The organism is Mesorhizobium huakuii, assembly GCF_014189455.1.
Lineage (GTDB): Bacteria > Pseudomonadota > Alphaproteobacteria > Rhizobiales > Rhizobiaceae > Mesorhizobium > Mesorhizobium huakuii_A.
In genome coordinates this window covers 2,234,685-2,253,266 of sequence record NZ_CP050296.1, presented here as the reverse complement: position 1 = coordinate 2,253,266, position 18,582 = coordinate 2,234,685, and the positions used below count along the sequence as shown (strand labels likewise).

Here is an 18,582-nt window from a genome sequence, read left to right as displayed (position 1 = left end):
GCTTGACTGGCTCGCCGGGGTGGACAACCATGCTCACAATGGGTGCTGGTGGAGAAAATCGTTCCCGCCGGCGATGGGTGAGGGAGCCGGAAGTGGACGTAACTTTGGCCAGGCCAATGGTCAGGGGGTTTTACGACAAGCCGACCGGGGCCATCCAGTATGTCGTCACCGATCCGGCGACGAAGCGGTGCGCGATCATCGATCCGATCCTCGACTTCGATGAGAGATCCGGCGCGACGGGTACGAAGAGCGCTGATGCGGTGCTCGATTTCATTGGAGAAAGCGGGCTGGAGCTCGAGTGGATCCTCGATACCCACCCGCATGCCGACCATTTCTCGGCCGCGCACTATCTGAAACGGAAGACCGGGGCGTTGGTAGCGATCGGCGACAGGATCGTCGATGTCCAGAAGCTGTGGAGGGTGATCTACAACTGGCCGGATTTTCCCGCCGACGGTTCGCAGTGGGACAGGCTGTTCAGGGAAGGCGAGACGTTTGCGATCGGCAGCCTTCCGGTCAAGGTGCTGTTCTCACCCGGGCATACGCTGGCCTCGATCAGCTATGTGGTCGGCGACGCCGCCTTCGTGCATGACACGCTGTTCATGCCGGACAGCGGCACGGCGCGGGCGGATTTTCCCGGCGGCAGCGCCGCGCGGCTGTGGCGCTCGATCCAGGACATACTGGCTTTGCCCGACGAGACGCGTGTCTTCGTCGGCCATGACTATCAGCCCGGTGGACGCGAGCCCTTGTGGGAGAGCACGGTGGCCGCGCAGAAGGCAACGAACATCCATCTCGTTGCCGCCCACAGCGAGGCCGAGTTCGTGACGCTGCGCGAGGCGCGCGACCGGACATTGCCGATGCCGCGGCTGATCCTGCATGCGCTGCAGGTCAATATGAATGGCGGCCGGCTGCCGGAACCGGAAGCCAATGGAAGGCGGTATCTGAAGTTTCCGCTGGATCCGCTTTGAGGTCGCAACTCGGCGGTCAGGAACAAAAAAAGCGGCGCCAGTTTCCTGGCGCCGCCTTTTTCATTTCGTTGCCGAGGCTGACTTTAAGCCGCCGGCTGGGCCTCGATTGTGCGCAGCGCCTGGGTCTGGCGCTTGGCGGCGGCCTTGACGGCATCCTGCACCTTCTCGAAGGCGCGCACTTCGATCTGGCGCACGCGCTCGCGGCTGATGTCGAACTCGGCCGACAGCTCTTCCAGCGTCAGCGGCTCCTCGGCGAGGCGACGGGCCTCGAAGATGCGCCGCTCGCGCTCATTGAGCACGGCAAGAGCGCCTGACAGCATGCCGCGCCGGTTTTCCAGCTCGTCCTGCTCGATCAGCATCTCTTCCTGGCTTTCGTGGTCGTCGACCAGCCAGTCCTGCCATTCGCCGGATTCGCCTTCCGTCGCCCGGATCGGCGCGTTGAGCGAAGCGTCGCCAGACAGGCGGCGGTTCATCGATACCACCTCGGCTTCGGAAACGTTCAGCCTGGTGGCGATCTCGGTGATCTGATCGGGCTTCAAATCGCCGTCGTCCAGAGCCTGGATCTTGCCCTTCACCTTGCGCAGGTTGAAGAACAGCCGCTTCTGGTTGGCGGTCGTGCCCATCTTGACCAGGCTCCACGAGCGCAGGATGTATTCCTGGATCGAGGCCTTGATCCACCACATGGCGTAGGTCGCGAGGCGGAAACCGCGCTCTGGTTCGAATTTCTTGACGGCCTGCATCAGGCCGACATTGCCTTCCGAGATCACCTCGCCGATCGGCAGGCCGTAGCCGCGATAGCCCATGGCGATCTTGGCGACGAGCCGAAGGTGGCTGGTAACGAGCTTGTGCGCGGCGGACGTGTCTTCATGCTCGGCGTAACGCTTGGCGAGCATGTACTCTTCCTGCGGCTGAAGCATGGGAAAGCGGCGGATTTCTTCCAGGTAGCGGCTGAGGCCGCCTTCGCCGGAAACAATACTGGGTAGTGACTGGGCCATGATAGCGCCCCCTCTCTATTGGAGTGATGCCCCCGAAACGCGGCGGGCATTTGACGCGAGCACCCAAAGGCTCGCTCGCGACGTCAGATATATATACAGGAACAAAACCAGAAAAGACAGGCATTTGTTCAACACGAAACAGTGTGTCACGCTGAAGTGAACAATGCCAGTCAGGTTTTTTGATGGCTGGTTTCGAGCTTGTTGATGGCGGGTTCAGAGATTGCGAAAGCCGCCGACGAGTTCCTCCATGTCCCCCGGTATCGGCGCCTCGAACCTCATCGGTAAATCGGTATCGGGATGACGAAATGCAAGGAGCCAGGCATGCAAAGCTTGCCGGGAAAATGCCTTGACCTGACTTTTCAGCGGTTCCGGCAGCCGGTTGGCCTTGGTGCGGAAGGCCTGGCCGTAATCGGGGTCGCCGATCACCGGGTGGCCGATATGGGCCATGTGGACGCGGATCTGGTGGGTGCGGCCGGTTTCCAGCCGGCATTCGACCAGGCTTGCGGTGGCGAACTCCTGCTGTTTTTCGCCAAAACGCTCCTGGACGGCAAAGTGCGTGACGGCATGGCGGGCATCGTCGCGGCCTTCCGGCACCACGGCACGGCGCACCCGGTCGGCGGCACGGCCGAGCGGCGCATCGACCGTTCCGGTCGGCCTTTGCGGTATGCCCCAGACCAGCGCCAGATAGGCGCGTTCGAGATCGCCGGTCCGGCCGTGATCGGCGAAGGCTTCCGACAGCGCCTTATGGGCGCGGTCGGTCTTGGCCACCACCATGACGCCGCTGGTCTCCTTGTCGAGCCGGTGCACGATGCCCGGGCGGCGCACCCCGCCAATGCCGGACAGGCTGTCGCCGCAGTGATGGATCAGCGCGTTGACCAGCGTGCCGGTCCAGTTGCCGGCGCCGGGATGCACGACCAGCCCCGCCGGTTTGTTGATGACGATCAGTGCGTCGTCCTCATAGAGCACGTCGAGCGCGATGTTTTCTCCCGCAGGCGCGGCCGGCTCCGGTTCCGGCATCGCAACCGATACGCTTTCGCCTGGAATCACCTTTCGCTTGGTCTCGTCGACAGGCTTGCCGTCGATAGAGACCGCGCCCTGCCTGATCAGCATCTGCACGCGGCTGCGCGACATATCAGGGCCGAGGCTGGCGGCCAGCCACTGGTCAAGGCGCTGGCCGGCCGCGTCCGGTCCCGCCACCAGCACGGTGGGCGCTGCCGCGATGAATTGCTCCTCTATCAATTCGGGGGCCTCTTCGTTATGAGCGCTCATTGAAAAATTCCGGAATGTTTTGCCATGGCCAGCCCAATTGTCGACGAAGACCAGGAGAAGCCGCTCGACGCCGAAGCTGAAAAGGTGCGCAAGAAGCTCATCCGCTTCATGGGCATCAATCTCGGCCTGCTGTTTGTCGCCCTTATGGTGGTGATCGGAGCCCTTGTCTACAAAGCGCGCAACGCCCCGCCCGCGAACGCGTCGCTGGCCGGCGATGTCCAGGTGCCCGCCGGCGAGCCGCTCAGCGGCGACATCGTGCTGCCGGTCGGCGCAAAAGTGGTCAGCCAGTCGCTGTCCGGCAATCGCATCTCGATCGACGCCGAGCTTGCCGACGGCGGCCGTGCGATCTTCGTCTATGATATCGCCGAGCGCCGCCTGATCGGCCAGTTCGCAATTCGCAACAAATAGGCCGGCGGCAATGCAACAAACAAGTTTGTCGCAGAAATGAACAGGCCTCAGTCATGACAGGCTTCGCCGGACATCGCCGTGTCGCGACCGTCGCGCTGGTCGTCGCCAATTATGACGAGGCGATCGCCTGGTATGTCGGGCGGCTGGGTTTCCTGCTCCTCGAGGATGTCGATCTCGGCGGCGCCAAGCGCTGGGTCACGGTCGCGCCGGCCAACGGGCAGGGCGCCAGGCTGCTCTTGGCCGAGGCGTCCGACGAGGCACAAAGGCATAGCATCGGCAACCAGACGGGTGGCCGGGTCTTCCTGTTCCTCGAAACCGACGACTTTGCGCGCGACCATGCGGCGATGCTGGCAAAGGGCGTCGAATTCCGCGAGGCGCCGCGCTTCGAGCCTTATGGCACGGTCGCGGTTTTCGCTGATCTCCACGGCAATCTCTGGGATCTGATCGAGCCCAAGCGGTAACCTGCGGGCTGCTTTTCGCTTGCTGCAGTAAAGCCGCCGAACCCCAGTTGCTTTTTCCCAGCCGTCAGCCTATATCGCCGGTTCTTGAACGCGCCCATCGTCTAGCGGTCAGGACACCGCCCTCTCACGGCGGGAACAGGGGTTCGATTCCCCTTGGGCGTACCAGAGTTTTCAAGCACTCGCAAAACCGTCAAACATGCCTTCCGTAGAGGTCATTTTCGCTTCCCATTGAGCCGCATACGCCCCATTCGCCCGATGGCTCCGGCCGGCGGGCTTTTTCGTTTTGGGAACCATTTCAGCGCAAGCTAAATGAATCGCGGTGTTTCGAGGAATGAGAACCATGAGCAGCGGCTCCGACGATCCGCCAATTGAGCGACGCTCGCATCTTCGGAGTGCTGTCCTAAAAGACGGGACCATCATCACTGAAGATGCGACCATCCGGTGCTCCGTCAGAAATCAGCACGCTCACGGTGCAGAGCTACGAGTGGATCCGGGCGTGGTTATTCCTGAGCGGTTCGTTCTTCACATCCCTGCGGATGACGCTAGATATCGTGCTGTCGTGCGATGGAGAAAAAACGAGCGGCTTGGTGTGCAGATCTATTGAAACAGGATGCGGAAAATGGCTGAGTCTAAGAAGACAGCCCTAAACTGTCGGCAAGGATCGTGATCCGGGCTAGGCCATGGGAATACTTCGACCGAGATCTAAGCCAAAAAAGGCTTACCCAAATAGCGATCGGTTCGGAGAGGACGGCCGGCGCATTTACAGCGCCTATGCCGCCGCAGACGGAAGGCCAGTCAAACAAGGCAAGCGCCGCCGCTTGCCGTTGCTTATCAGCGGAGCGTCGGTGGCCGCCGTTGTAGGCCTCTTGATGTACTTGATAGGGGCTGGCTAACCAGCCAGCGCATGCCCACCCTTTTTCCATCAAAGTCTAACGATCGGGACAGCGCACTGGAAAGTACGTGCGGTAACTGTTGATTCAACCATTGCTGGTATTTTAGATGCGTGTGGTAGCGGCTCCGGCAGTGCGGCGGGGGCTGGGTTGCCGGAGCCGCCTGCGCGGTCCGGTTGGGGTTTGACCGCGCTGTTCCAAAATAGGACAGCGCGGTCAACGATTCGTTAAAATTCCCCAGACCTAATTAAGTACTGGCTAATGAAGTGGTTTACGGGTCGGTGCGATTTCTGGGAAAAATGAGCACATTAGAGCAGGTCTTCGTTAGAGCAGGTCTTCGTTCCTAGAGCATTTCACAGTTTCATGGAAACGGCGAACCGCTCTAACTCTTTGTTTTGACGCAATTCCCAAGGGAAAGCGCTGCGCGCTTTCCCGGGAAAACCGCTCACACTTTCCCTGGAATTGCTCTAGACCTTTTGTTTTGCTGCCCTGTAATCAGCTTCCCACGGCAATGCGTCAAAGTCCGGCTTGAGCCCGCCAGCGCGGTAGGCTTCCTGGGCCATGTAATTGCATTTGGCCTTCTCCAGGATGCAGGCGAAGGGCGGATTTCCTGGGCAAAGGTAAAGGCCTACTGCTTCCACCTTAGAAATTCCCCGTGAATATCTCAGAATGGATTCCATGGCTGCCTATGCATGTCGTCCTTCGTTGTGATGAAGCCCAAGGACTTGGTACCGAGGCCCGGCGCACAGTTGGGTGCGGGCCTCACATGCGAATGAAGGAGCGCCAGCAAGGACGTGCCAGGAGGCGCAGGACGCGTCTCCGCTGTAGGTAGCCGGCGGCACCAAGTTCGACCGATGCGCTGCGACTACCGACGACCAAATCGACCGCCACCGGCAACCAACCGGATGATCAGGAGAAGTACAATCGCGCCGACGGTGGCGTTGACGATCAAGCTGATCGTCCCGGTCCCAAGATGGATGCCTAAGCGAGGCAGCAGCCAGTCGCCGATGAGCGCGCCGATGATCCCGATTGCTATGTCCCCGATCAGACCAAAGCCGGCCCCTCGTACGATCTTTCCGGCCAACCATCCGGCAACAAGGCCGACTACCAATACGACAATGATGCTCTCGTTTGACAGATGCATGCTGATCCTCGTGGGGCTCCCTTTTTTCACCGTGCTACTGGCGCCCGCAGCCTAGCCGATGAGTTCCATAGCCGATCCTCTATCCGCACGAAAGCCACAGCGCTTGCTGCCGCCACTCGCGGCGATCAGCCCGTGTCATCCAATCGATGGATGAAGCCCATGATGGCCGGCGTTACCTTGATGCATGGCGTGGCTTAAACCCCTGCGCTATTGAGCGCCGGCTGAGGAGTCCGAGTCTACCGGCGCTCTTTTTTACCTCCGACGCCTCGCAAGTCGCCTTGCTGGCGCCCCGAAGATCAGGAATAGATCCCAGGCACCAGACGCACTGTCACGCCATTGATTATCACCTCGGCCATAGATCCGGCCTTGGCTGCGCACTTCCAGATAGCGATGATCTGGAGGGCGAACAGGCGCGTCAACCATGTGTCTGGTCGGACTCCCCGCTGTCGATCGTTTCAAGTCGTTCACCTTGCGCGAGGAAGGCGCAAGGATGATGATGACGGCGCTACATGGCTTCCTCGATGGTATCGATTGAACAAGACCTGCGCCGACTTCCAAGGGCCTGCCAAATCAGATGTTGCCTTCATGATCGACTCACCCAAGCGTCAGGATCCCGATGAGGCCATCGAGCCGGGTTTTCAGGCAATCGAGGCGCGCAGAGTTCCCTTGCCTGTCGGCTACCGACAGGGCGTGATCTCGGCGATCACCGTATTGCTCGGATTTTCGCTTCTTTTCCTGCGGTATTGGAATTTCGAAGCTGATGGCGGATGGACGACTGCCTCGATCCTGGCGACGCTCCTGCTCGCGCTGGCCATCGTCCTGCAACTCGTCGCACTGTGGCGTTCGCTGCTCCCGCGCGACGACGACGAGCCGGTCTATCAGGTCACACTGCGCTGGTTCCTCGCCTCGATCATCGCTCTCCTTGCGGGCGTGCTGCTGGCCGGACTGACCGCTTCGCATGTCTTCAATCTTTGATCGGGGCAATTGCGGGCTGATCAACCATCCGCTTTTACGCCGCAAGGTCGCCCTGTTGACTGCACGGAAAAGCCCCGCCGACCGGGAGTCAAGCGGGGCCCTTGGAGTAGCCGCAGGGGACTGGCTGTGGACTACTCAGTGATCCGTAGGATCATCTCCAATGTAGCCCTCAGGATGACGTACCGCATCGGCCGAACAGATGAAGGAAACAGCCCTATCCACATTTCGGGGCCATCCTCTCTGCGCGTAGAATGGCCCTGGACAACACTCGGGGCATGCACCCGCGCGGATCGCGTTCGGCCTGGCGGGATTGGCGAGGCCCGCGAAAGCGCGACGGCCCGCGTGCCTCGAATCCCCCAATTTAAGTCAGGCCGCGACGCTTGAAAGCGCAACGATCCCTGTTACTTACGGCGTGGGGTAGCATCCGCGGCAACGTGGATTTTGGGTCGGGTAGAGTTGGAATGGCGTCAGTGAAGATGATTTGCCCGCGCTGCTATGGCGGCGGCAAGGTTTTCGATTGCTCCAGATGGAGTGCGTCGAAAGGGCATTGCTGCCCGCAAGGGACGCACCAGACCAGTTGCCCGGGCAAAACCGTTACCTGCACTGAGTGCAGTGGCCTGGGAATGCTGGCGGAAGCCGAACTCAGGGCCGTCGCCTAGTCGTGGCTTCGTCCGAGACGTGGTAAGGGCGGCTTTCGCCTTGCGATCGCTTCCGCCGTCTCTTGAGCTTTTAGGGCCAAGAGCGGGTTTCCCGTCATGCAGCGATAGGACTTACGGCTTCTGGCGCGGCGGGTCCGATTGCACTAGCATCACCTCATGGATTTCGAGGCAGGGCTCAAGCGGCGCACTGAACGCCGGGTGCCAGGCAGATCCTGACGGGCAACGATGCCACGGGGAGAAGGCCGATGCAGAAACTGCAAGCGCAGGGCGTCCACCACATCACGCTGGTCGGCGCCGGGCGCCAGACCTCGATCGATTTCTGGGAAGGCGTGCTCGGCATGCCGTTCATCTTCGAGCAGCCCAACCTCGACAAGGCCAGCGAAAGCCATCTCTATTTCGATCCGGGCGACGGCCGGCTGATCACCGTCTTCACCGATGAGAGCCGCACGCCGCAGAAACGGCGCACGCCGACCGATCCGGGCTGCGTCCACCACATCGCGTTTGCGGTGTCGCGTGTCACCTTCCTGCAGGCGGTCGCCCGGCTCGATGAGCGCGGCATCAAGCACAGCGGCGTCAAGGATCGCGGCTTCATGGATTCGATTTATTTCGAGGATCCGCTCGGCCTGCTGATCGAACTCGCCTCCTACCGCTTCGAGCCGCCAACGGGTTTCACCCATGCGGACGTGCTGATGCAGGCGCACAGGCTGCGTGTCGGACGCGGTGATTACAACATCGCCGAGGCACACCTTGCCGACGCGATCCAGGCGCTTGTCGAGAGCTCCCGCGCGACTTTGTCGGACGACCGGGCGCCGAAGAATCCATACTGACGGCCAACAAAAACAGAGGGAGGACAATAATGGCAAAGACAGTGACCAAGAGTGCTGGGAAATCCGGTGCCCAGGCAAAGCCGAAAGCGCGGCTGCGGCAAAAGTGGCCGCGAAAGCAGCGGCAAAACCGGCAGCTCAAAAGTCGGCGCCGAAGGCCGCCAAGGCCAAGCCGGCGAAAAAGCCGGCGCTGAAGCTCAGCATGCTGAAGCCGAGCGTCAACAACATGACGGTGCGGGTGTTTGCCCGCGCGGCCGGGTTCGACGCCGCCGAGACCGACGCCTGGGGCCACACGCGTTCGCCCGAATATATGGCGCGCAATCCGGCGCATCTGACGCCGATGATCGAGGACAAGGGGCTGCCCAGGGGTGTGCTGTGGGAAAGCTGCGCCATCATGCAGTACCTCGCCAACAAGCACGGGCTGGAGAAATTCTATCCGAAGGCGCCGGCCAAGCGGGCGATGGTCGACAGCGCCATGTTCTACCTGATCGGCACGCTCTACCCCCCTTGTGGCGCGCGCCACCTACCCGGCGCTGGGGTTCCCGCAATATGCCGGCGAGGTCGGCCACAGCGATGCCCATCCGGACAAGAAGTCGGAAGCACAGAAGGCCGCGATGGCCGCGATCGCCGAGCCGCTGGAGGTCTTCCACAGCTTCTTCAGGGACGGCAAGCCGTTCATCGGCGGCAAGAACCCGTCGATCGCCGACATAAGGCTGGCGGCGACGCTCGAGTTCCTGGCGGTCATCGACTACGCGCTGCCCAAATGGGCGAAGGAGTATATGGCGGCAATCGAGAAGAAGCTCGGCAAGGCCTACGCCGAGCCGGCCGGCGACGTGCGTGGCTACATCGCCTATGTGCGGTCGCAGGCGAAGGCTTCAGCTTAAGGCTTCGTTAACCAAAGCCCTGTCTACTGGCAGGAATTCACCGCGCGACCACGGATGTACTGGCGCATGATCGGTGGAAGGAAAGGTCGGCTCCGTGCCGGCCTTTTTTGCTTTTTCGGCCTCATGCCGGGACATCGCGCGACGGTGACCAGGCAACGCCAGAGCATTGCTCCGTTTCACGGAAACGGCGAGCCGCTCTATCTCTTTGTTTTTGCGCAATTCCGGACGGAAAACCGCTGACACTTTTCCTGGAATTGCGCCAGAGCATCAACTTTTCACATCGGGATATTGTCATCGCCGACGCTGGCTCTAACATCGCTTCCAGCGGATTCGGCTTGGAATGCCGGCCTGGAGCGAGATGAGGGCTTGCGATGAAATGCGTGGCGGCAACGCTTGTGATGGCAGGTGGAATGCTGGCTGGGACGCTTCTCCCGTCACAGGCAGCAGTGCTCAACACAATGGATGATGTCGGGGACGCGATCCAGGCGTGCTGGACGCCGCCGGCGGACGCCGGGAATTCGACCGTAACCCTGAGCTTCAGCTTCAAGCGCGACGGCTCGCTGATCGGTCCGCCACGGCCGACCGCCGTCAAAGTCGCCGGCGATGACAAGGCGCGGAAGGCATTCATCGACGCGGCCATTGCCGCCGTCAAGAATTGCACGCCCCTGACTTTTTCACCGGCTTTGGCGCAAGGCGTTGGCGGCAACGTCTTCACGTTGCAACTGGTTTCTCCGAAGAAATAGCTGTTGCCGCCGACCTTTCAGTGAGAAATGGCGGCACCCGGATACACATCCCTGATGTCCATGGGCGAGGGAAAGCTTTCGGACAGGCTGCCTGGTAAGGCCTTACGCCTCCGCCAGGCTGGCTTTGAAGAAACAATTGCTCAATGGTTCAGGCGCCGGACCTCGGCATGCCGTGCCAGATCCGGTGTTTCGAACACGTAGTCGCTCCAGGCCGATTCCGGAATCTGTCCGGCCAGATAGCACTCAAGCAACAGGTTTTGCTCGGGATTGAGCGGTCGTGGCGCGCGCTCGTGATCCAGCCCGAGAGAATGGAAAAGGTTTCTTGTCAGTTCCGATACCGTGAAGTGGATCGACATCTGCGTTCTCCTCTGCCCATCAACGCGGCAGTCAGGCAAAGGTTTCAAGGTCAGGTGCCGGTAACGCCGGATTGATCGTTCGCCCCTGCGGTCCATGGTCCAGCGATTTCGACAGCCGCCGGACTGGCCGCATTGTTTTCCGGTTCGTCTCAATCTTGAAATAAAAATGTAATATCGAATTTACAGGAGCGATCCTATTACACTAGATGAAAGTCTGTTTCATGTCGTAACTCTTCAATTATTAGGTATAGCTCATTTAGTTATAGATTATCCAAGTCGAAAGAACGCGATTCCAGTCCGTCAGCAACAAGGACAACGTCGCCCCGATGATCCGTTTCTGGTTTCTCATGATGATCGCACTGGTGACGGTGGCGGCCTCTGCGCTTGGCACGGCGTCTTCCTACGCGGATAGTTGCAGCGCCATCAGAGGTCAGTTGCTTTCTGGCGGCCGCGGTGGGGGCGCGAGCCCCGAACTGGCGCAACTGCGCCGCCAGCTTGCGGCGATCCAGGGCCTGGAGAGGCAACGCAGATGCACGGCGCAAAGCGCCACGGGCGGCTTCTTCAACGCTTGTGCCGACCTTGCCAGAAACCGCACGGAGGTGCTGCGCCAGATGGCCGCCGCATCCAATTCTGGCCGGGACATTTCGGCCTGCAGGCACGGTTCGCGGCGCTCGGCTGCACGTTCGGGGCGAAGGAGCGCCCGGCGCCGAAGACCCAGTCCGGCGGAGCAATCTATGCCGGCAATGCGATGCTGTTTTGCGTGCGCCTGTCGGATGGCTACTTCTTCCCCGCGCCAAAGTCGCAATTTGCCGGCAACGACGATGTCAAGGATATGGCCGATCAGTGCCGTTACATCTGCGATGATCCGGCCGTCGATCTCTACACGCTCAGCGATGCCAGTCTTGAAACCGAAAAGATGGTCGCGCTCGATACGCGCAAACCCTATACCGAACTGCCGTCGGCTTTCCGCTACCGCGACGATGCCAGTTTCAAGGCCTGCGACGTCAAGCGCTACTACCAGCGCGTTGCCGAATTGCGGGCAAGGACGGTGACGCCGACAAACATGACCAACGCCGTCATTCCCCTGCCGCAGCCAAAGCCGGACCTCGGCAACGTTGCGGCGATCCCGCAATCCGGCACCGAGACCGCGGCTGTCGCTCAGCTGCAGTCGATCGAGGCCAGCAAGCGGCCGGTGCGCGTGGTCGGCCCGGCCTTCTTCCCGGCTGAATGACCGCCCCTCTCTGCGCATCCATCGGATAACAGCTTGCAGCAGGCTGTCATGGTGCAGCCGGCTATAGAACCGTCTGGAACAGAGGGGCGCTCACGGCGTTGTGATCGACATCAGCCAGGAGAAACGCCATGGCCACGTTCAGGGAAATGCGGGTTCTGGAGATCGTCGAAGACGGCTCACTGACCAATGACGAGAAGGTCGCCGAACTGCGTGAGATCGAATCCGAGGCGCGCGGCCTGCAGCGGGCGGCGTCGGAGAGTTCCATGGGCGATGATGACGGCTGGCAGGACGATTTGCGCCAGGTTCGTCTTGCGCTCGACAAGCTTGGCGCAAAGGAACCGAAGAAGGGCGCGGCATCGCTATAGGCCTGTCCGCTGTGAGGCTCCGGCGGGCAGCTTCCCTGAATTGCTCCTATTCGCAGACCATGCGAACCCGTTGGCCTGGCGCGCTCACGTTCCTGCATGCCAATTGCTTTTGCGAATCCGAGTCCGAGGGCGGGGGAGGCGGCGGCGAAAATCGCGTCTGGTGCCGTCTATGCACGGCAGGCTTCAAAACCCTGCGATCAGAAAGTCGTCCGGGTGGCGGCTGTGGCGGCACCGGAAAGGCGCCGTTGTCGGCCGGCGGGGCGTAGTCGATATTGGGTGGCGGCCGGTCCCAGAAGCGCCTGGCGTCGAGCGGCCGCGGAATGATCACCGTGCCGTCATAGCTGCGCGAACAGCCGCTGCCGAAAAGCAGCACCACGCCCAGCAAGAAAGGCCCTATCCGTCCATACATTAGCAACACCCCTGCACGGGCTTATAACGCGGCCTTGGTCCGCCCGACAACCGGACTGAATAACGCAGGAGGAACGCGCTGGTTGCGCCGTTAAGGTTAGCGGATCGTTAATGCTTCTCGGGCACATTCCGCCGACGAACCGCGGAGGGAGGGTTCGGCCTTGATTTTCGGGGTGGGGACAGCATGGCGGAAGCGGACGAAACAATCGGCGCGCGCGGCAAGCGTGAGCCCGGCAAGGCGGTACATCGCCGCGATGCGCCACCGCGCGCGGACATGGATTCGACCGATGCGCTTCGCCAACTGGTCGAGGCAGGCTCGGACTGGGTTTGGGAGACCGACGCCGAACTGCGGTTCTCCTGGCTTTCCCCCACCTACCAGGCGGCCACCGGCATCGATCCGGCCGATGTGCTTGGCCGGTTCCGCTTCGATTTCCTCAACCAGGTCCTGAAGGGTAACCACAGCGCGGCTGCGCATCTGGAGGATCTGCAGGCGCGCCGGCCGTTCCGCGACTTCGTCTACGAACTGAAGGGCGGCGGCGCCGACTGCCGCTGGGTGCTGACGTCAGGCTTCCCACGGTTTGACGGCGAAGGGGAATTTGCCGGCTATCGCGGCATAGGCCGCAATGTCACGGCGCTGGCCAGCGCCTTCGAGACCGTGGAGCAGAACCCGTTGTCGGGCAGCGAACCCGACCGGCATCTTGCCGATCTGGAACGGACGATGGACGCCATGCACATGGGCGTCGTGCTTCTTGATGCCAAGCTCGACACGCTGATCGTCAACAAGGCCTATCGCGACCTGTCGAGGATACCGGACGATGCCGTGACCGTCGGCGCTCCGTTCAGCCGGCTGATGGAACTCAACCGCCGCAATGGCATCTATGGCGACATCGACGAACAGCCGTGGCAGCGCTACCTCGCCACCCGTATCGAGGAGATTCGCGCCGGCTCCGTCGCGCCACGCGAATTTGTCCATGCCAACGGCAGGACGATGATGTTCTCGGTGACGGCGCTGTCCGGCGGCAAGCGGCTCTTGACCTACTATGAGGTCACCGAACTCAAGCGTCGCGATGCCGAGATCGAGAGCGCCAACGCCAAAATCGCCGAGACCTTCGCCAATCTGCGCACCATGGTCGATGAGATGCCGATCGGCGTTCTCGTCCTCGATGCCGATATGCGTGCCGAAGTCATCAATCGCGCCTTCTATGACTTCTGGAGGATCGATCCCGGCCGCGCCGGCATCGGCTCGGCCTTCCGCGAGCTGATGGAAGCCAGCCGCGGCATCGACCCTTACGGCGCCGATGAAATTGCCTGGCAACGTCACACGGCCGAGCGCGAAGCCGAAATCAGGGCTGGCGTCGCCGGCTCCAGGCAATTGCCGCACAATGACGGGCGCACGCTTGTCGCATCGCTGGCGCCGCTGCCCGGCGGCAAGCGGCTCATCTCCTATGTCGACGTCACCGACATGAAGGGCCGCGAGACCGAGGCACAGGATGCGCGCAGGCATCTTGCCAGCGTGCTGGAATCGCTGCCGGCCGGCGTCATCATCTACGACCGCGACGACCAGTTCGTCTTCGCCAACCGCAAGCTGCAGGACTCGCTGCCCGCGCTCAAACCCTTCTGGCAGCCCGGCCGCAGCTTCCGCGAGGCGCTGGAGTTCGGCCATTCGGTCGGCTATTTCCGCTCGAGCGGCGATGCCGGCATCGACAGGCTGTACGAGACCGAACCCGAACGCTGGCTCGACAGCATGCTGGCGCGCTACCACCTGCCAAATTCTTCCTACGAGCGGCTCAATGCCGATGGACGCTGGTACCAGGTCTACGACATGCGCACCGATGACAGCACGTTCATCGGCGTGCGTGTCGACATCACCGACATCAAGAGCCGCGAGGCGGCGCTGCGCGACTCGATGCGCCAGATCGATCTCTTCCGGCACGTTATGGACGAGTTGCCGGTGGCCGCCTTCATCAAGGCGCAGGATCTGAGCATCGAATTCGTCAACAAGGCCTGGTGCGCGATTACCGGCCTCGCAAAGGAAGACGTCATCGGCCGGACCGATCGCCAGCTGTTCGGCGCCGAGGACGCGGAAGGCTACAGCCATGACGACACCGATGTCGTGGCGACCGGCGCCGTGCGTGAGGTCGAGGAGCCCGTCACCCACCGCGACGGCACGGTGCGGCAATTGATGACGCGCAAGAGCCGCCTGGTGGCCATTGACGGATCGGTGCATCTGGTCGGCTCCAGCACCGACATCACCGAAGTCAAGGCGCGCGAGCGGGCTCTGGAAGAGAGCATGCGCGAGAACGAGGTGTTCCGCAGCCTGATCGATAATGTACCGGTGTCGATCTACGCCAAGCGCTCCGATCTCAGGCAGTTCTATGTCAACAAGGGCTGGTGCGATCTGACCGGTCTCGGCAGGGAAGATGCGATCGGCAAGACAGACATCGAGATCTTCGGGCCGGATGGCGAGGCTTTCGTGGCCGGCGATCTGGCGGTGCTGCGCACCGGCGATACCCAGGAGATCGAGGAGAGTGTGACACTCCCCGATGGCAGCGTCAGGCATCAGTTCGCGCGCAAGGGCGCGATGATCGCGTCGGACGGTTCGCTCTACCTGATCGGATCGACCACCGACATCACGGAACTGAAGATGCGCGAGGCGGAGCTCAGCGAGGCGCGCCAGCGCGCCGTGCTCGCCGACCGCGCCAAGTCGGAATTCCTTGCCAATATGAGCCATGAGATCCGCACGCCGATGAATGGTGTGCTGGGCATGGCGGAACTCCTGGCCAAATCCAATCTCGATCCGAAGCAGAAGACGTTCACCGACATCATCGTCAAGTCGGGCAACGCGCTGTTGACCATCATCAACGACATCCTGGATTTCTCCAAGATCGATGCCGGCCAGATGGTGCTCGATCCGGCGCCCTTCAACCTTGCCGAGGCGATCGAGGACGTGGCGACGCTGGTGTCGACACGGGCCAAGGAAAAGGACCTCGAGCTCATCGTGCGCGTCGAGCCGAGGCTCGAAAGCCTGTTCATCGGCGATGTCGGCCGCATCCGCCAGATCGTCACCAACCTGCTCGGCAATGCGGTGAAATTCACCGATGAAGGCCATGTGCTGGTCGATGTGACCGGCGAGAGGGTCCCGGCCGGAACAAGGCTGACGATCTCGGTCACCGACACCGGTATCGGCATCCCCGAGGAAAAGCTGAAGCTTGTCTTCGAAAAATTCAGCCAGGTTGACACCTCCTCGACAAGGCGGCATGAGGGCACCGGGCTGGGCCTTGCCATCACTTCACGGCTGGTCGAACTGATGGGCGGCGAGATCGGCGTCGAGAGCGCCGAGGGCAAGGGCTCGACCTTCTGGTTCACCGTAACGTTGCCCAGGGCCGGACAGCAGAACGGGCAGCGCATCATGCCGGTGGACGTGACCGGCGCGCGCGTGCTGATCGTCGACGACAATGCCGTCAACCGAGCCATCCTGACCGAGCAGATGACTTCGTGGACGTTCGATTCTTGCGCGGCCGAAAGCGGCGCCGAGGGTCTCAAGGTGCTGATCGCGGCCGCCGCCTATGGCGTGCCTGTCGATTGCGTCGTGCTCGACTACCAGATGCCAGAGATGAGCGGTGCCGAAATGGCGCGCATCGTGCGCAACACCGAAGGCCTTGCCGAGACGCCGATCATCATGCTGACCTCGGTCGACCAGTCGCTCGCCAACACCAGTTACCGCGATCTCGGCATCGACGCCCAGCTGATCAAGCCGGCGCGCTCCTCCGTGCTCCTGGAGACGCTGGTCGCGACCATCCAGCGCCATCGCCACACCACGGACATCCCGGTCCAGCTTGCAACCGAGAGACTTGATGCTCCCCAGCGGCCGCCACTGGCGCTGTCCGAACAACGCGCGCAATTGCAGCCGCCGCCGGTTCGTCCGAGGCTGCCTGCCACCGGCGATGGCGGACACAGGCTGGATATCCTCGTGGCCGAGGACAATGAGGTGAACCAGATGGTCTTCACCCAGATTCTTGGCGAGACCGGTTACGGCTTCGAGATCGTCGGCAATGGCCGCAAGGCGCTCGACGCCTTCGGCAAGCTCAATCCGTGCATGATCCTGATGGATGTCTCGATGCCGGAGATGAGCGGGCTCGAGGCGACCGCCGCGATCCGCCAACTGGAGCAGGAAACTGGCACGCATGTGCCGATTGTCGGCGTCACCGCGCATGCGCTCAAGGGCGATCGCGAACGCTGCCTTGAGGCGGGCATGGACGATTATCTGCCCAAGCCGATCAGCCCCAGGGCCCTGCTGGAGAAAGTCGAGCGCTGGCTCGGCGCCAGCCGCCAGGTCCAGCGCAGCGCGGGATAGCAGCGCGCGTCGCCCGGTTCCAAGGATCTGAAGAGGCAAGCCGAGGGAATCAATCGCGGATTTGCTGCTACCCCTACGTGCAATGCCTATGGTGCGATCGCACCATACCAAAGGCGGCGCCGAGTCGGAACAATAGCAAAATCGAATTCCGCCTTTTGCAGTTACGGGCGGGAGCAGCGACCGCCGGAAAGAGACAGCGTCAACCTACCCCAACGGACCTGTTTTTGGCGATGGCCCGGCCACGACACGCTCTGGCTTTGAGCAACGCACTCCCGTCCGGATTTTCTTCACCTGGGAAAGCCCCGCCGAATCCGGCGGTGGCCGCAGCCGGCGGATGGCTCAAGCCCCTGATTTCGGGGGCAAACCTGGACCTGGCCACGACCATCTGCCGTCACCGTCTTTTCGAGTGCCAGCGACGCGTTACCGGGCTGACATGAAACTGTCATGCGACTGTAATAATCGAAGTCTATTGGCCTCAGCGGGCGCCGGTTTTGAATGGCGCCGAGAGACCATCTTCCGAACAGGAGCAGGCCACATGAGACATTTCATCCGCTCGGCGGCCGTTGCGATTGCAATGGCTACAGCGTCTACTTTCACCCTTTCCGCAGCCATCGCAGCTGACCTTTCCGGCGCCGGCTCGACCTTCATCTATCCGGTGTTCGCCAAGTGGGCTGATACCTACAAGAAGGATACCGGCGTCGGCCTCAACTACCAGTCGATCGGCTCCGGCGGCGGCATCAAGCAGGTCATCGCCAAGACCGTGACCTTCGGCGCCACCGACAAGCCGATGTCCGATGCCGATCTGGAAAAGAACGGCCTCGTGCAGTTCCCGATGGTGATGGGCGGCATCGTGCCGATCGTCAACCTCACTGGCGTCAAGCCGGGCGAACTCGTCCTCGACGGCAAGACGATCGCGCAGATCTATCTCGGCGCCATCACCACCTGGGACGACGCCGCGATCAAGGCGCTGAACCCCAGCCTCAAGCTGCCGTCGACCGCGATCGCCGTGGTCCACCGTTCGGACGGCTCGGGCACCACCTTCAACTTCACCAACTATCTGGTGAAGCTCTCGCCCGACTGGAAGGACAAGGTTGGTTCGGACACCGCCGTCGAATGGCCGACGGGCGTCGGCGCCAAGGGCAGCGAAGGCGTTGCCAACACCGTCAAGCAGACGGACGGCGGCATCGGCTACGTCGAATACGCCTATGCCAAGCAGAACAACCTGTCCTACTCCAAGATGCTGAATGCAGCCGGCAAGGTCGTCGAGCCGTCGCTCGAATCCTTCGGCGCTGCCGCTTCGAATGCCGACTTCAAGACCGCCAAGAACTTCAACGTCATCATCACCAACGAGCCTGGCGACACCACCTGGCCGATCGCTGCCTCCACCTGGGTGCTGATCCACAAGGCTCCGGATGATGCCGCTGCCACCGGCGAAGCGCTCAAGTTCTTCGCCTGGGCCTACAAGGACGGCAAGGAAACCGCCAAGGCGCTCGACTACGTGTCGATCCCCGACAGCGTCGTCGACCTGATCAAGGCTTCGTGGAAGGCCGACATCCAGGCCGGCGGCAAGCCCGTCTACGCCGGCGAGTAATATCGTCTGAAGGAGCGTCGCGCCTGCGGCGCTCCTTTTCTCATCAACTTGAAAGAGCCG

The 18,582-nt window shown here is 61.8% G+C and carries 17 protein-coding genes, 1 tRNA gene and 1 pseudogene; 13 read left to right on the top strand and 6 right to left on the bottom strand.

Annotation, left to right across the window (positions count from 1 at the left end; translation table 11 throughout):
• The first annotated feature begins 92 nt into the window (after positions 1 to 92).
• Entirely contained in the window at positions 93 to 965 is an 873-nt protein-coding gene (locus tag HB778_RS11005; RefSeq protein ID WP_244661890.1) for an MBL fold metallo-hydrolase, read from the top strand.
• Positions 966 to 1,048: 83 nt separating this feature from the next.
• On the opposite strand, the gene rpoH is transcribed toward HB778_RS11005, so the two are convergent.
• Positions 1,049 to 1,960, bottom strand: coding sequence for an RNA polymerase sigma factor RpoH (rpoH, locus tag HB778_RS11000; RefSeq protein WP_172223104.1), 912 nt, complete (start codon positions 1,958 to 1,960; stop codon positions 1,049 to 1,051).
• Positions 1,961 to 2,173: 213 nt separating this feature from the next.
• The gene (locus tag HB778_RS10995) at positions 2,174 to 3,229 is read right to left on the bottom strand and encodes an RluA family pseudouridine synthase (RefSeq protein WP_183463749.1); all 1,056 of its coding nucleotides are present in this window, start codon (positions 3,227 to 3,229) and stop codon (positions 2,174 to 2,176) included.
• Between the two features lie 24 nt (positions 3,230 to 3,253).
• Here HB778_RS10995 and HB778_RS10990 point away from each other — a divergent pair, with 24 nt between their 5' ends.
• The 4 genes from HB778_RS10990 (at position 3,254) to HB778_RS41440 (ending at position 4,702) form a co-directional block, all read left to right on the top strand.
• Entirely contained in the window at positions 3,254 to 3,637 is a 384-nt protein-coding gene (locus HB778_RS10990) for a fimbrial protein (protein WP_183463747.1), read from the top strand.
• A gap of 53 nt (positions 3,638 to 3,690) precedes the next feature.
• Positions 3,691 to 4,098: a VOC family protein gene (locus tag HB778_RS10985; protein ID WP_183463745.1), complete on the top strand. Its 408-nt coding sequence runs from the start codon at positions 3,691 to 3,693 to the stop codon at positions 4,096 to 4,098.
• A gap of 90 nt (positions 4,099 to 4,188) precedes the next feature.
• Positions 4,189 to 4,263 (top strand) — tRNA-Glu (locus HB778_RS10980).
• Between the two features lie 166 nt (positions 4,264 to 4,429).
• Positions 4,430 to 4,702 carry a PilZ domain-containing protein gene (locus tag HB778_RS41440; RefSeq protein ID WP_348524706.1) on the top strand — a complete coding sequence of 91 codons (273 nt, stop codon included), beginning with the start codon at positions 4,430 to 4,432 and terminating at the stop codon, positions 4,700 to 4,702.
• Positions 4,703 to 5,853: 1,151 nt separating this feature from the next.
• On the opposite strand, the gene HB778_RS10975 is transcribed toward HB778_RS41440, so the two are convergent.
• Positions 5,854 to 6,132, bottom strand: coding sequence for a GlsB/YeaQ/YmgE family stress response membrane protein (locus tag HB778_RS10975; protein ID WP_183463743.1), 279 nt, complete (start codon positions 6,130 to 6,132; stop codon positions 5,854 to 5,856).
• A 366-nt stretch (positions 6,133 to 6,498) separates the two neighbouring features.
• Between HB778_RS10975 and HB778_RS41065 the strand changes: the two genes are divergently transcribed.
• From HB778_RS41065 to HB778_RS10960, 3 genes and pseudogenes are all read left to right on the top strand, one after another.
• Positions 6,499 to 7,107, top strand: a complete 609-nt coding sequence (locus HB778_RS41065) for a hypothetical protein (RefSeq protein ID WP_210308073.1) — start codon at positions 6,499 to 6,501, stop codon at positions 7,105 to 7,107.
• 904 nt (positions 7,108 to 8,011) lie between these two features.
• On the top strand, positions 8,012 to 8,593 hold the full coding sequence (locus HB778_RS10965) for a VOC family protein (RefSeq protein ID WP_183463741.1): 582 nt from the start codon (positions 8,012 to 8,014) through the stop codon (positions 8,591 to 8,593).
• Positions 8,594 to 8,622: 29 nt separating this feature from the next.
• A pseudogene (locus tag HB778_RS10960) lies at positions 8,623 to 9,474 on the top strand (glutathione S-transferase family protein).
• On the opposite strand, the gene HB778_RS10955 reads toward HB778_RS10960, so the two are convergent.
• Positions 9,466 to 9,717, bottom strand: a complete 252-nt coding sequence (locus HB778_RS10955) for a hypothetical protein (protein WP_183463739.1) — start codon at positions 9,715 to 9,717, stop codon at positions 9,466 to 9,468. The pseudogene HB778_RS10960 and the gene HB778_RS10955 overlap by 9 nt on opposite strands.
• A 128-nt stretch (positions 9,718 to 9,845) precedes the next feature.
• On the opposite strand from HB778_RS10955, the gene HB778_RS10950 reads away from it, so the two are divergent.
• The gene (locus HB778_RS10950; protein WP_183463737.1) at positions 9,846 to 10,217 is read left to right on the top strand and encodes a hypothetical protein; all 372 of its coding nucleotides are present in this window, start codon (positions 9,846 to 9,848) and stop codon (positions 10,215 to 10,217) included.
• Between the two features lie 140 nt (positions 10,218 to 10,357).
• On the opposite strand, the gene HB778_RS10945 is transcribed toward HB778_RS10950, so the two are convergent.
• A complete protein-coding gene (locus HB778_RS10945) occupies positions 10,358 to 10,573 on the bottom strand; it encodes a hypothetical protein (protein ID WP_183463736.1) in 216 nt (71 codons plus the stop codon).
• 529 nt (positions 10,574 to 11,102) lie between these two features.
• On the opposite strand from HB778_RS10945, the gene HB778_RS10940 reads away from it, so the two are divergent.
• Both HB778_RS10940 and HB778_RS10935 read left to right on the top strand, forming a co-directional pair.
• Complete coding sequence (locus HB778_RS10940) at positions 11,103 to 11,804, top strand: DUF2865 domain-containing protein (RefSeq protein ID WP_244661888.1); 702 nt, start codon at positions 11,103 to 11,105, stop codon at positions 11,802 to 11,804.
• Between the two features lie 128 nt (positions 11,805 to 11,932).
• Positions 11,933 to 12,169 carry a hypothetical protein gene (locus HB778_RS10935; RefSeq protein ID WP_095201295.1) on the top strand — a complete coding sequence of 79 codons (237 nt, stop codon included), beginning with the start codon at positions 11,933 to 11,935 and terminating at the stop codon, positions 12,167 to 12,169.
• 46 nt (positions 12,170 to 12,215) lie between these two features.
• Here the strand turns inward: HB778_RS10935 and HB778_RS10930 are convergent, their stop codons facing one another.
• Positions 12,216 to 12,545 carry a hypothetical protein gene (locus HB778_RS10930; protein ID WP_244661974.1) on the bottom strand — a complete coding sequence of 110 codons (330 nt, stop codon included), beginning with the start codon at positions 12,543 to 12,545 and terminating at the stop codon, positions 12,216 to 12,218.
• A 216-nt stretch (positions 12,546 to 12,761) separates the two neighbouring features.
• On the opposite strand from HB778_RS10930, the gene HB778_RS10925 reads away from it, so the two are divergent.
• Positions 12,762 to 16,931 carry a PAS domain-containing protein gene (locus HB778_RS10925; RefSeq protein WP_183463732.1) on the top strand — a complete coding sequence of 1,390 codons (4,170 nt, stop codon included), beginning with the start codon at positions 12,762 to 12,764 and terminating at the stop codon, positions 16,929 to 16,931.
• 535 nt (positions 16,932 to 17,466) lie between these two features.
• Entirely contained in the window at positions 17,467 to 18,522 is a 1,056-nt protein-coding gene (pstS, locus tag HB778_RS10920; protein WP_183463730.1) for a phosphate ABC transporter substrate-binding protein PstS, read from the top strand.
• The last annotated feature ends 60 nt before the right edge of the window (positions 18,523 to 18,582 follow it).